The sequence below is a fragment of the Streptomyces sp. NPDC014623 genome (assembly GCF_043088245.1).
Taxonomy (GTDB): Bacteria; Actinomycetota; Actinomycetes; order Streptomycetales; family Streptomycetaceae; genus Streptomyces.
Genome location: NZ_JBIBZU010000005.1, coordinates 282790 through 297352, shown reverse-complemented (window position 1 = coordinate 297352; position 14563 = coordinate 282790). Strand labels below are relative to the sequence as shown.

5 protein-coding genes are annotated in these 14563 nt (G+C 71.2%); all 5 read left to right on the top strand.

The window, feature by feature from the left end:
- Positions 1–137: 137 nt before the first annotated feature.
- The 5 genes from ACF1FZ_RS11795 (at position 138) to ACF1FZ_RS11775 (ending at position 14550) form a co-directional block, all read left to right on the top strand.
- Entirely contained in the window at positions 138–9398 is a 9261-nt protein-coding gene (locus ACF1FZ_RS11795; protein WP_391773206.1) for an amino acid adenylation domain-containing protein, read from the top strand.
- Between the two features lie 68 nt (positions 9399–9466).
- Positions 9467–9721 carry an acyl carrier protein gene (locus ACF1FZ_RS11790; protein ID WP_391773205.1) on the top strand — a complete coding sequence of 85 codons (255 nt, stop codon included), beginning with the start codon at positions 9467–9469 and terminating at the stop codon, positions 9719–9721.
- 1 nt (position 9722) lies between these two features.
- Entirely contained in the window at positions 9723–10946 is a 1224-nt protein-coding gene (locus tag ACF1FZ_RS11785) for a beta-ketoacyl synthase N-terminal-like domain-containing protein (RefSeq protein ID WP_391773204.1), read from the top strand.
- A gap of 20 nt (positions 10947–10966) precedes the next feature.
- Positions 10967–12232, top strand: a complete 1266-nt coding sequence (locus ACF1FZ_RS11780; protein ID WP_391773203.1) for a hydroxymethylglutaryl-CoA synthase family protein — start codon at positions 10967–10969, stop codon at positions 12230–12232.
- Positions 12220–14550, top strand: a complete 2331-nt coding sequence (locus ACF1FZ_RS11775) for an enoyl-CoA hydratase/isomerase (protein WP_391773202.1) — start codon at positions 12220–12222, stop codon at positions 14548–14550. Before ACF1FZ_RS11780 ends, ACF1FZ_RS11775 begins: the two co-directional genes overlap by 13 nt.
- Positions 14551–14563: the final 13 nt, after the last annotated feature.

Here is a 14563-nt window from a genome sequence, read left to right as displayed (position 1 = left end):
ATGGCCGCCGAGCTGGAGCGGCGCGCGCCCGTCGCGCCGCAGGGCGGGGAACTCGACGTCGCCGCGATCCTGGAGAGCATCGACTTGATCGAGAACATGAGCGAAGAAGAGCTGGACGCGTGGGAAGGCCGGAGCAAGTGACCACGACGACACCGATGAGCACCTCGGACAACGGCACCTCCCTCGACCTGATCCGGAAGATCAAGTCGCTGCCCGCCAACAAGCAGCGCGCCCTCGTCGCGATGCTGAAGAAGCAGGGCGTCGACCTGTCGGCCCTGGAAGCGATCGGCCCCCGCCCGCACGCCGGGAACGAGCCGGTCCAGCTGTCCTTCGCCCAGCAGCGCCTGTGGTTCCTGGCGCAGCTGGACGGCACCAGCGCGTACTACAACATCCCGATGGCGATGCGGCTGAGCGGCCCGCTCGACCGCCCCGCCCTGCTGCGTGCCCTGGAGACGATCGTCCAGCGCCACGAGGCACTGCGGACCCGTTTCGTCGAACGCGACGGCGTGCCGTACCAGGAGATCGGCGACGGACGGGACTTCACGGTCGGCGAGGAGGAGCTGACCGACCCCGCGCGGCTGCCGTCGATCTGCGAGCGCGAGGCCGTGGAGCCCTTCGACCTGGCCCGCGACTCGCTGATCCGCGTCCGCCTGCTCCGTGAGTCCGAGCACGAGCACGCCCTGCTCGTGACCATGCACCACAGCGTCTCCGACGGCTGGTCGCTCGGTGTGTTCTTCCGCGAGATGGTCACGTTGTACGAGGCGTTCCAGGCGGGTGAGCCGTCGCCGCTCGCGCCGCTGCCCATCCAGTACGCGGACTACGCGCACTGGCAGCGTCAGTGGCTCGTCGACGAGGTGCAGGACCGCCAGCTCGGCTACTGGACCCGCCGGCTCGAAGGCGTCGACCCGCGCCTGCCCCTGCCGGCCGACCGCACCCGCCCGGCGATCAAGACGTACGAAGGCGCGCACGAGCGCTTCCACCTGCCCGAGGAACTGCTGCGGCAGCTGAAGGCCCTCGCCGCACAGCACGACGTCACGCTCTACATGACGCTGCTGTCCGTCTACGCCCTCCTGCTGCACCGCTACAGCGAGCAGACCGACATCGCCATCGGGACTCCCGTCGCGAACCGCCAGCGCATCGAGTCCGAAGGACTCATCGGCTTCTTCGCCAACACCCTGGTGATGCGCGCCGACCTGTCCGGCGACCCGTCCTTCACCGGTCTGCTCGGCCGCGTCAAGGACATGGCCCTGCAGGCCTTCAGCCACCAGGACGTGCCCTTCGAAGCGGTCGTCGACGCCCTGCATCTGGAGCGCAGCCTCAGCCACTCGCCGCTGTTCCAGGTCGCGTTCGTCCTCCAGGAGGCGCACACCGACCGCGAGGTGCGTCTCGGGGACCTCGACGTCTCCCTCATCGAGTTCGACTTCGGCATCACCAAGTTCGACGCGACGCTCGACCTGCGCGAGACCCCCGACGGGCTGATCGGCGCCGTCGAGTACAACACCGGTCTCTTCGACCGCGAGACGGTCGGACGCTTCGTCCGCCACTACACCGCGCTGCTCCACGCCGTCGTCGCCGCGCCGGGGGAGCGGCTCTCACGGCTCAGCACCCTTGACGCCGAGGAGCGTCGTCGGGTGCTTGTGGGGTGGAACGAGGTGGGTGTGGTGGAGCCGGTGGGGCGGTGTCTGCATGAGTGGTTCGAGGAGGTCGTTGCCGCGAGGGGGGATGCGGTGGCGGTGGAGTTCGAGGGCCGTGGTCTGTCGTACGGGGAGTTGAATGCGCGGGCCAATCGGCTGGCGCGGTATCTGCGTGGTCTGGGTGTGGGGCCGGAGGTGCTCGTGGCGCTCTGTCTGCCGCGTAGTGAGCATCTGGTGGTGGCTGTGCTCGCGGTGCTGAAGGCGGGTGGTGCCTATGTGCCGCTGGATCCGGCATCGCCCGCGGACCGGGTCGCGCACATCTTGTCGGACAGTGCGCCTCGTGTCCTGGTCAGGGACGGTGTGCTGCCCGAGGGTCTGGTCGTTCCGTCGGTCCCGGTCGTGGATGTGTGTGCGGATGCCGGCCGGTGGGCGGCGTTGTCGGCCGATGACCTGGCTGTGCCGGGTCTGACGCCGTCCGCGATGGCGTATGTGATCTATACGTCGGGTTCGACGGGTGTGCCCAAGGGTGTGGTGGTCGAGCATCGTCATGTGGTGCGGTTGTTCACCTCGACCGATGGCTGGTTCGGTTTCGGTGACCGGGATGTGTGGGCGCTGTTCCATTCCTTCGCCTTCGATTTCTCCGTCTGGGAGATCTGGGGTGCGCTTTTGCATGGTGGTCGTCTGGTGGTGGTGCCGCAGGCGGTCACCCGTAGTCCGGAGGACTTCTACGGGTTGTTGTGCGAGGCGGGGGTGACGGTCCTCAATCAGACTCCGAGTGCTTTCCGGCAGTTGATCGCGGCGCAGGGGGAGGATCCGGAGCCGCACGCGGTGCGTGTGGTGGTTTTCGGGGGTGAGGCGCTGGAGGTGGCTTCGCTCAGGCCGTGGTTGCGCCGGCCGGTGAACAAGGGCACTCGGCTGGTCAACATGTACGGCATCACCGAGACCACGGTGCATGTGACGTACCGGGTGATCGGTGAGGCCGATGCCGAGCGTTCGGTGAGTCCTATCGGTGAGCGTATTCCCGACTTGTGTACCTATGTTCTGGACGGGCGTGGTCAGCCGGTGCCGGTGGGTGTGGTGGGGGAGTTGTATGTCGGTGGTGCGGGTGTGGCCCGTGGTTATCTGAACCGGCCGGAGCTGACGGCCGAGCGGTTCCTGGACGATCCGTTCCGTGAGGAGCCGGGTGCGCGTATGTATCGTTCGGGTGATCTGGCCCGCTGGCTGCCCGACGGTACGCTGGAGTATCTGGGGCGTAACGACGATCAGGTGAAGGTCCGTGGCTTCCGGATCGAGCTGGGTGAGATCGAGGCCCGCCTCACCGAACACCCCGCCCTCCAGGACGCCCGGGTCATCGCCCGCGAGGACACCCCCGGCGACCGGCAGCTCGTCGCCTACACCGTCCTGCACCCCGGAGCCGGCGAGACGGACCACCGCGCCGAACTCGCCCGCCACCTGCGCCGGACCCTGCCCGACTACATGGTCCCCAGCGCCTTCGTGGCCCTGGAACGACTCCCCGTCACCGGCAACGGCAAGCTCGACCGGGAGGCCCTGCCCGCACCCGGCATCGAGGCCTTCGCGCAGCGCGCCCACGTGGCGCCGAGCACCGGGACCGAGCGGACCCTCGCCGCGGCCTGGGCCGAACTCCTCGGCTTCGACGAGGACCGCATCAGCGCGCACGACAACTTCTTCGCGCTCGGCGGTCACTCCCTGCTCATCACCGTCCTCATCGCCCGTCTCAAGGAACGCGGCCTCGATGTCACCGTCCGCAGCGTCTTCAGCAGCCCCACGCTCGCCGACCTCGCCGCCGACCTCGACCGTGCGGGACCGGCCGCCACCGGCTACACCGTGCCCGCACCGGCGATCCCGGAGGGCTGCGAGCGGATCACGCCCGAAATGCTGCCCCTGGTCCGCATGGACCAGGCCGCCGTCGACGCCGTCGTCTCCCGTGTGCCCGGTGGTGCCCTCAACGTCCAGGACGTCTACCCGCTCGTGCCCTCCCAGGAGGGCATCCTCTTCCATCACCTGATGGACCCCGCCGGCGACCCGTACGTCATCCCCATCCTGCTCACCGCCCCCGACCAGGAGACGTGCGAGACCTTCGTGGCGGCCCTCCAGGCCGTGGTGGACCGGCACGACGTGATGCGTACGGCCGTCGTCACCGAAGGCCTCGGCGAACCCGTGCAGGTGGTCCTGCGCGACGTCCGCCTCGAAGTGGAGCGGCGCACCCTGGACGCCGCCGACTCCGAAGCCGCCGAGGAACAGGCACGCGCCTGGCTCGCAGAGCCGGGGACGATCACGCTCGACCGGGCGCCGCTGCTGCGGCTCGCCGTCGCCGCCGACCCGCACTCCGCACGGCACTTCCTGCTGTTCCGCGTCCACCACCTCATCGAGGACGCGACCTCACTGCGTCTCATCCTCGAAGAGCTCGCCGCGCACATGGCGGGCCGTGCCGGCGCACTTCCCCCCGCCCCCGCCTACCGCGACTTCGTCGGCCACACCCTGCACCAGCTCGCCGCCAACGACGCCGAGGCGTACTTCCGCCGCGAACTGGGCGACGTCACCGAGCCCACCACACCCTTCCAACTCGTGGACGTGCACGGCGACGGCAGTCGCGTGCGCGATCTGCGCCGCTCCCTCCCGACCGGCCTCACGAGCCGTCTGCGCGAGCAGGCCCAGCGGCTGCGGATCAGCCCCGCCGCGCTCTTCCACGCCGCCTGGGCCCTGGTCACGGCGGCCACCGGCGGGCGCGAGGACGTGGTGTTCGGCACCGTCCTGTCCGGCCGCCTCCAGGGCGTGCCCGGCGTCGAGCGGATGCTCGGCAACTTCATCAACACCCTGCCCCTGCGGGTACGCCTCGCCGACCGCAGCGTCAAGGACCTGGTGTCCGCCGTGGACGCGTCCCTCAAGGAACTGATCGCCTACGAGCAGAGCGCGCTGACCCTGGCCCAGCGCTCCAGCGGTCTGGACGGCGATGCCACCCTGTTCAGCTCGATGATCAACTTCCGGTACTTCGAGCCGCGCCGGGGCGACCTGGGCCCGGCCACCCTGGAAGGCCTCGGCATCCGCTGGCTGGGCTCCCTCGACCGCACCAACTACCCGGTGGGTGTGTCCGTCGACGACACCGGCACCGAACTGTCCCTCAACGCCCAGGTCGACGCCGCGCTCTCGCCGGACGCCGTCCTCGGCTACGTGGAAGCCGCGGTGTCCGGCCTCGTCGACGCCCTCGCCACCGACGACGGCAACAGCACACGGGCGCTCGACATCGACGTGCTTCCGGCCGCGGAACGCCACCGCCTGCTGACCGAGTGGAACGACACGGACAAGCCCTACCCGGAGGACCACTGCCTCTTCGAACTCTTCGAGGAGCACGTCCGGAAGCGCCCCGACGCCATCGCCGTCGAACACGGCGAGCAGCGGCTGACGTACGCCGAGACCAACGCCCGCGCCAACCGCGTCGCGCACTGGCTGCGTGAGCAGGGCGTCGGCCCCGACACCCTGGTAGGCCTGTGCGCCCGCCGCTCACCCGAGCTCGTGACCGGCCTGCTCGGCATCCTCAAGGCGGGCGGCGCGTACGTCCCCATCGACCCGGACTACCCCCAGGAGCGCATCCGTACCCTGGTCACCAACTCCGGCGTCGCCATCGTGCTGAGCCAGTCCCACCTGCCGTCCGAGCCGCTCGCCGGCGCGGACGGGGGCGAGCGCCCCCGGATCGTCCACCTCGACACCGGCGAACACGCCGGGGACGGCACACAGCTGCTCGCCGGCCGCCCGGAGCACGACCTGACGCGCGCCGACACCGGCCTCACACCCCAGCACCTGGCCTATGCCATCTTCACCTCGGGCTCCACCGGCGTCCCCAAGGGCGTCCTCGTGGAACAGCGCGGCGTCGTCCGGCTCGTACGCAACCCGGACTACTTCCCTGCGGACCACGAGACCGTCGTGCTCCACCACTCCTCGATCTCGTTCGACGTCGGCTCCCAGGAGGTACTCGGCCCGCTGCTGTGCGGCGGACGGCTCGTCCTGCACGACGGCGACTCCAAGGACGTGGGCGCGCTCCTGGACCGCGTCGAGCACTCCGGTGTCACGATGATGGCCCTGTCCGCGGCCTTCCTGCCCGCGTTCGCCGAGGCCGCGCAGGGGCGGCGGCTGCCACTGACGTACCTCGGCGTCGGTGGCGAGGCCTTCTCCGCCAAGGACGTACGCCGCCTCCACGCGGCCCACCCCCGCCTGACCGTCGTCAACGCCTACGGGCCGACCGAGAACAGCATCGCCTCCACCTGCCACGTGATCCCCCGGGACATCGCCGAGGACGCGGTCATCCCCATCGGCAGGCCCATCGCCCAGTCCACCGCCCACGTGCTCGACGCGCACCTGCGGCCCGTGCCGCTCGGCGTCGTCGGCGAGCTGTGCGTGGGCGGCGCGGGCGTCGGCCGCGGCTATCTCGGCAATCCCGAACTGACGAAGGAGCGGTTCGTCACCGACCCCTTCGCCACGAAGCCCGGCGCCCGTCTGTACCGCACCGGCGACCTGGTGCGCCGACTGCCCGACGGCACCCTGGAGTTCGTCGGCCGCGTCGACGACCAGGTGAAGGTCCGCGGCTTCCGCGTCGAACTCGGCGAGATCGAGAACGCGCTCCAGTCCCACCCCGCCGTGCGCGGCGCCGTCGTCACCACTCAGGCCGACGGCGAGACGAAGAAGCTCGTCGCCTACGTACGGCCCACGACCGACTGGCTGGACGCCACCGCGCGCGAGCAGAACGCCGACCGGCTGGAGCAGTGGCAGGACCTCTTCGAGGACCAGTACGGCACCGACGCGGACGAGCAGACGAGCGCCACCACGACCGGTACCGGCTCCGACGACTCCGGTGACGGCCTCAACCTCGTCGGCTGGAACTGCAGCTACACCGGTACCGCCATCCCCGAGCACGAGATGCGCGAGTGGATCGACGGCACCGTCCACCGGATCGAGGAGCTGCGGCCCCGCAGACTCCTGGAGGTCGGCTGCGGAACAGGGCTGCTGCTGTTCCGCTACGCAGGAGCCTGCGAAGCCGTGCACGCCGTCGACATCTCCGCCTCGGCCCTGGCCGGAGTGCGGCGTGGCGCCGACCGCCGCGGCTGGTCGCACGTCACCCTCGCGCAGGGTGACGCCCGGTCGGTGACGTTGCCCGGAGGCGACGGCGGCACGGAGAAGTTCGACACCGTCGTCATCAACTCCGTGGCCCAGTACTTCCCGAACCGGCTCTACCTGGAAGAGGTGATCGAACGGCTGCTGCCGCTCGTCGCCGACGGCGGCCGGATCCTCGTCGGGGACGTGAGGAACCTCGACCTGTTCTCCGCGCACGTCACCGCCGTGGAGCGCAGCCGCCTGTCCGCGCGCACCTCCGTGTCCGCCCTGGCCCGCCAGGTCCAGCGCCGCCGCCAGCAGGAGACCGAACTCCTCGTCAGCCCGAGCTACTTCGCCGGGCTGCCCCGGCGGTTCGGGGACATCGGCTCCGTCGACATCACCGTCAAGCGCGGCACCGGCGGCAACGAAATGCTCAGCTACCGCTACGACGTGGTACTCACCAAGGGCCCGGCCACCGCACCCGAGGACGACCTGCCGTGGCTGACCGCCACCACGCCCGACGAACTGCGCGCCCTGCTCGCCGACGGAAGCCGTCCGCGGTTCGGCGTCACGGGCCTCGACAACCCGCGCGTCGCCGACGACGTCCGGGCCGGCGAGAGTCTGCACGGCACCACCGGCCGGCAGCACGTCGAGCCCCTGGGCGCGAACCGCCTCACGGACGCCGCCGTCCAGCGGGTGCACGCCCTGGAGGACGTCCTCGCGTACGCCGAGGAACTCGGCTACCGGACCGCCGTGACCTGGTCCCAGGACCGCCTCGACGGTCTGGACCTGATCCTCGCCAAGGGCGAGCGGCCGGCCGGCCGCGCCCGGAGCGCGTACGGCGCGGCCCACCTGGCCAACGTGCCGCAGATCGCCACCACCGGCCAGGCACTGACCCGCACCCTGAAGGACCACCTGGCGGGCAGGATCCCCGAGTACATGGTCCCCAGCGTCTTCGTCGCCCTCGAAGAGCTGCCCCTCACCCCCAACGGCAAGGTCGACAAGCGGGCGCTGCCCGCGCCCGACGAGGCCGACGTGCACAAGGAGGTCTACGTCGCGCCGCGCACCGCCACCGAACGGACGCTGTGCCGCCTCGTCCAGGACGTCCTCGACCTCGACCGCGTCGGGCTCCAGGACGGCTTCTTCGACCTCGGCGGGCACTCGCTGCTCGCCACCCGGCTCACCATCCGCGTCAAGCAGGAGACCGGCAAGGAGCTGCCGCTCCAGTCGATCCTCGCAGGCGCGACCCTCGGCGAGCTGGCCGCCGCACTCGACGCGCCGGCGGGCCGCCCGGCCGGCGAGACCGTCCCGCTGGTGCCCCTCACCGGGCCCGGCGACGAGAGCCCGCTCTCCTTCCAGCAGAGCGAGCTGTGGTTCCTCGACCCGCGCGAGCACCTCGGCTCGTCGTACGACAACGTGCAGATGGCCTACCGCGTCATCGGCCCGCTCGACCGGCAGGCCTACGCACGCGCCTTCGAAGGGCTCGTGGCCCGGCACGCCGTGCTGCGCACCAGCTACCTGCGGCGCGGCGACACCTATGTACAGCGGGTGAACGACACCACCGGCTTCACCGTCGCCTTCGAGGACGTCACGGGCGACAGCGCGGTCACCGAGTTCCTCCGTGCCGAGCGGCCCCGGCCGTTCCGGCCCGAGGACCGGTACATGCTGCGCGTCCACATCCTGACGCTCACGCCGTACGAGCACGTCGCCGTGGTGACCCGTCCCTGGGGCATCTTCGACGGCTGGTCCACCGGCGTGTTCATCGCCGAACTCAACGTCCTGTACCAGGCGCTGAGCCGCGGCGAGGAGCCGTCGCTACCCGTACTCCCGGTCCAGTACGCGGACTTCGCGCTCTGGCAGCGCCGCTCCTGCGACACCGGGACCCGTGCGCGGCAGGAGGCCTACTGGCGCTCCCAGCTCGCGGGCCTGCCGGCCCGCACCGCGCTGCGCACCGACTACCGGCGGCCCGGGACGAAGTCGTACCAGGGCTCCTCGGTCCAGGTGAACGTCCCCGCCGCGGTGCTCGACCAGCTCAAGCGCGTCAGCAAGGAGCGCGGCGGCACGCTGTACCTGACGCTCCTGTCGGCGTTCGCGACGCTTCTCGGCGCCCGCACGGAGGACCGGGAGCTCGCCATCGGATCGCCGGTGACCAACCGCCCCCGGCCCGAGCTGGAGCGCCTCGTCGGCTACTTCATCAACGTCCTGGTCATGCGCCTGGACGTACGGCCCGAGCAGGCCTTCGAGGAGCTCCTCGCACAGGCCAAGGGCGTCACCGCGGCCGCCCACGAGCACAAGGACGTCCCGTTCGCCGATCTCGTGGCGGCCCTGGTGCCGGAGCGCGACCCGGCGCACTCGCCGCTGTTCCAGGTCATGTTCAACCTGGTGCCCGCGGCCGAAGCCACGCCGCAGGACCCCGGCGGCCTCGGCTTCGTACCCCTGCCCACCGACAGCGGCACGGCGAAGTTCGACCTCAACCTCGTCGTCCGCGAGACTCCCGACGGCCTGCGCGGCTACCTGGAGTACAGCACCGACCTCTACACCAGGAGCACGGCCCGGGAACTCGCGGCCACCTACGAGAGGTTGCTGCTCAAGATCGTCACGCACCCCGGGGCGAGCCTCGCGCGGCTGCGCGACGCGGCGGCGGACGGCGGTGCCGGATGAGCACCACCCACGCCGCGGCCCGTCCCGACCGCCCCACCCGTCCTACCCCATCCAGCGAAAGCGCGCACATGACCAAGGAAAAGACCTTCACCCTGATCGTCGACGCCGTCCGCGAGATCCTCCCGGAACTCGCCGGCCACGACTTCAGCGAGACCGACACCCTGGACGCGCTCGGCGCGAACTCCATGGACCGCGCGGAGATAGTGATGACCGTCCTGGAGGAGATGGACCTCGACATCCCCCTGGTCGACACCCACGGGCCGCAGAACCTGGGCGAGCTCGCCCAGCACCTCAGCGACACGGCAGCGGTCAGGGCCGGGTGACGTGAGCGACTCCGCAGAACTCGTCGTCACCGGCATCGGCGTCACCACCGCCGTGGGCCGGGGCAAGGCCGACTTCGCCCGGGCACTGTTCGCGGGAGAGCACCGGTTCGCCGTCATGGACCGGCCGGGGCGGCAGTCCGGTACCCGCTTCGTGGGTGCCGAACTGCCCGCCCAGGCGCCGACCACCCGGCTCGGCGCCCGGGAGCTGCGCACCGCGTCGCTCACCGGGCAGGTCGCCCTGACCACCCTCGAAGAGGCGTGGACCGAGGCAGGCCTCGACGGTTACGACGCCGACCGGGTCGGGCTCGTCATCGGCGGCAGCAACCTCCAGCAGCGCGAACTCGTCCGGGCCCACGACCGGCACCGGGCCAAGCCGCACTTCCTGCGGCCCGGCTACGGTCTGTCGTTCCTGGACACCGACCTGTGCGGCCTGTGCACGAGCGCCTTCGGGATCCGCGGCTTCGCACACACCGTGGGCGGGGCCTCGGCCAGCGGGCAGCTCGCGGTCATCGAAGCGGCCGAGGCCGTCGCCTCCGGCCGCGTCGACGTGTGCGTGGCCCTGGGCGCGCTCGCCGACCTGTCGTACTGGGAGCTGCTGGGCCTGCACGCCATGGGCGCCATGGCGGGCGAGGGCCACGCCGACGCGCCCGCCGAGGCCTGCCGGCCCTTCGACGAGGCGCGGTCCGGCTTCGTCTACGGTGAGGCCTGCGCCGCCCTGGTCGTCGAGCGCGGGGGCGCCCGCCCGGACGCCCCCGCCCCGTACGCCCGGCTCAGCGGCTGGTCCGTGCGCCTGGACGGCAACCGCAACCCCGACCCGTCCCTGGCGGGCGAGACCGCGGCCATCCGCCAGGCCCTGGGCCGTGCCGGGCTCACCGCCCGGGACATCGACTACGTCAACCCGCACGGCACCGCGTCCCCGACGGGCGACGACACCGAAGTGGCGGCGCTCAAGGCCTGCGGTCTCACCCACGCGGCGGTCAACGCCACCAAGTCGATCACCGGCCACGCTCTGACGGCCGCCGGAACCGTCGAGGCGGCCGCCTCCCTGCTGCAGATGCGGCACGGGCGGCTGCACCCGACGCGTAACCTCACAGCGCCCGTCGACGACGCCCCGCGCTGGGTGCGCGGGGAGGCCGTCGAGGCCGACATCCAGCACTGCCTGAGCCTGAGCATGGGCTTCGGCGGCATCAACACCGCACTGTGCCTGAGCGCGTGCGCCGCATAGAGAGCAGAACGGCGAACCCCATGTCCCGCGTCGGTATCGAAGCGATGAACGTGTTCGGCGGCTCGGCCGTGCTCGACGTCATGCAGTTGGCGCGGCACCGCGAGCTCGACCTCACACGCCTGAACAACCTCCTGATGAAGGAGAAGACGGTCGCGCTGCCCTTCGAGGACCCGGTCACCTTCGGGGCCAACGCGGCCCGGCCGCTCCTCGACCGGATGAGCGAGGAGGAGAAGGGCCGCATCGAACTCCTCATCACCTGCACCGAGTCGGGCTTCGACTTCTCCAAGTCGGCGAGCACATACCTGCACGACCAGCTGGGCCTGAGCCGCAACTGCCGCATGTTCGAGCTCAAGCAGGCCTGCTACGCGGGCACCGCCGGCCTCCAGATGGCCTGCAACTTCATCCTCTCGGGCACCTCGCCGGGTGCCAAGGCCCTGGTGATCGCCACCGACATCTCGCGCTACATCCTGGAGGACGGCGACGACGTGGCCGCGCAGGACTGGGCCTACGCCGAACCCAGCGGCGGCGCGGGCGCGGTGGCCCTGCTCGTCAGCGACGCCCCGCACGTCTTCCAGCTCGACATCGGCGCCAGCGGCACCTACGGCTACGAGGTGATGGACACCTGCCGCCCCGCCCCGGACAGCGAGGCCGGCGACGTCGACCTGTCCCTGATGTCGTACCTGGACTGCTGCGAGCAGGCCTACCGCGCCTACGAGGCCAAGGTGGAGGGCGCGAACTACCGCGACACCTTCCAGTACCTCGCCTTCCACACCCCCTTCGGCGGCATGGTCAAGGGCGCCCACCGCACCATGATGCGCAAGGTGGCGAAGGCCAGGGGCGCCGAGGTCGCCGAGGACTTCGAGCGCCGCGTCACGCCGGGGCTCAGCTACTGCGGCCGCGTCGGCAACATCATGGGCGCGACCGTCTTCCTCTCCCTCGCCGGCACCATCTGCAACGGTGCCTTCCCCGATCCGCGGCGCATCGGACTCTTCTCGTACGGATCCGGCTGCTGCTCGGAGTTCTACAGCGGCGTCGTCACCCCGGACGGCGCGGAGCGACTGCGGGCCATGGGCATCGAGGACCACCTCGACGCGCGCTACGAGCTCTCCCTCGACCAGTACGACCAACTGCTGAAGGAGAGCGCGTTCGTCCGCGTCGGCACCCGCGACACCGTCGTGAACCAGGACTTCGTCGCCCGTACCGCACAGGGCGCCGCAGGCGCGTCACCGCGCCTCGTCCTGCGCGCGATCAAGGAGTTCCACCGGGAGTACGCATGGACCGACTGACCTACTCCACCCTGCGCGTCCGCGAACAGGGCAGCGTGCTCTTCGCCCAGATCCACCGGCCCGAGGCGGGCAACGCCATCAACGCCACGCTCGTCCACGAACTCGACGACGTCGTCACGCGCGCCGCCCGCGCGGAGCACACCACCGTCGTCGTCCTCGAAGGCCTGCCCGAGGTGTTCTGCTTCGGCGCCGACTTCGGTGTGATCAGCGACGCGGCGCGCACGGGCCGGGACACGTCCTTCGACCCCGAGCCGATGTACGAGCTCTTCCGCCACATGGCGTACGCCGACGTGCTCACCGTCGCGCACGTGCGCGGCAAGGCCAACGCGGGCGGCGTCGGCCTGGTGGCCGCCTGCGATGTGGTGATCGCCGACGAGAGCGCTTCCTTCAGCCTCTCCGAGCTGCTCTTCGGCCTGATCCCGGCCGTCGTGCTGCCCTACCTGATCCGCAGGACCGGCTTCCAGCGCGCCCACTACCTGGCCGCCACCACCCAGACCATCGACGCCCGGCAGGCCCACGAGTGGGGGCTCGTCGATGCGCTCGGCACCCCCAGCGAGGCCCTGCTGAAGCGCCACCTCCAGCGCCTGGGACGGCTCTCGAAGAAGGGCGTCACCCGCTACAAGGCGTATCTGCGCGAGCTGTCCCCGCTGACCGGGCACACCAAGGACGTCGCCCTCGCCACCAACCGCCAGGTCTTCGGCGACCCCGACAACGTGCGGGCCATCCGGCGCTACGCCGAGGAGGGCGTCTTCCCCTGGGAGACCGCGACGCCGGACGCCACCGTCACCCCGGTGCCGGACCCGCCCCCGCAGCCGTCCCCGAGCGAGACCACCGTGGAACCACAGCACCAGCGGCCCGCCGCCGCGCCGCAGCCCCCCGCCCTGTCGCCCCGAGCCCTCGGCAGCGCGCACTTCCGCGCGGCACACGGCGTCGACTACGCCTACGCGGCCGGAGCGATGTACAAGGGCATCGCCTCCGTCGGCCTGGTCACCGCGCTCGGCAACGCGGGCATGCTCGGCTTCTTCGGCACCGGCGGGCTCCCCCTAGACGAGATCGACGACGCGATCACCCGCATCAGGAAGGGCCTCGCACCCGGCCGCGCCTTCGGCATGAACCTCCTGAACAATCCGGCCGACCCCGCCCTGGAGGCCCGCACCGTCGAGCTGTACCTGCGCCACGGCGTGCGGTCCGTCGAGGCGTCCGCCTATCTGCATCCCACCCTGCCGCTGGTCCACTACCGCCTCGCGGGCCTCGGCACCGACGCCGAGGGGCGGCTCCGCCAGGACCACCACATCGTCGCCAAGGTGTCGCGCACCGAGGTCGCCGAACACTTCCTGCGACCCGCCCCGGAACCCCTGGTCCGCCGTCTGCTCGACGACGGCCTCATCACCCCTGAGCAGGCCGCACTCGGCGCCCGCCTCCCGCTGGCGCAGGACCTGTGCGTCGAGGCGGACTCCGCGGGCCACACCGACGGCGGCAACGCCTACGTCCTCATGCCCGCCATGCGCGCCCTGCGTGACCGCGTGACGCGCGAGCAGGGCTACGCGGACGGGGCCGCCGTGCGCGTCGGCGCCGCGGGCGGCATCGGCACCCCCGAAGCCGCCCTCGCCGCCCTGACCCTGGGCGCCGACTTCCTCGTGACCGGCTCCATCAACCAGTGCACCGTGGAGGCCGGGACCAGCGACGCGGTCAAGGACCTCCTCCAGGGTCTCGGCGTGCACGACACCGAGTACGCACCCGCGGGCGACATGTTCGAGGTCGGCGCCCGCGTCCAGGCCGTCAGGAAGAGCACGTTCTTCCCCGCCCGCGCCCAGAAGCTGTACGAGCTCTACGTACGGCACGACTCCCTCGACGACCTCGACCCGCGCACCCGGACGACCCTGGAGAACAAGTACTTCAAACGCTCCCTCGACGAGGTGTGGGAGGAGACCCGCGCCCATCTGGCACACCGCTTCCCGGACCGGCTCGCGGAGGTCGAGCGCAGCCCCAAGCAGAAGATGGCCCACGTCTTCCGCTGGTACTTCGTCCACTCCACGCGCCTCGCGCTGCGCGGTGCCGACCAGCGCGTCGACTACCAGATCCACTGCGGCCCCGCCCTCGGCGCGTTCAACACCTGGGTGCGCGGCACCGACCTGGAGCCATGGCGCGGCCGCAGGGTCGACGTCATCGCCGAGCGGCTGCTGCGGGAGACCGCGGCCCTGCTCACCGAACGCCTGGCCGCTTACGGCGTCCTGGCCGCGGGCGGCACCCCGCCCTCCTCCGACCCCACCCCCGGCGCCGCCCCCGGCGGACCGGCACCTCTCGCGACGGCTGAGTGATCACATGACTTCC

Excerpts from the sequence above, each read along its gene's own strand:
- ACF1FZ_RS11775 (WP_391773202.1), top strand. The coding sequence starts at position 12,220 with ATGGACCGACTGACCTACTCCACCCTGCGCGTCCGCGAACAGGGCAGC.
- ACF1FZ_RS11790 (WP_391773205.1), top strand. The coding sequence starts at position 9,467 with ATGACCAAGGAAAAGACCTTCACCCTGATCGTCGACGCCGTCCGCGAG.
- ACF1FZ_RS11780 (WP_391773203.1), top strand. The coding sequence starts at position 10,967 with ATGTCCCGCGTCGGTATCGAAGCGATGAACGTGTTCGGCGGCTCGGCC.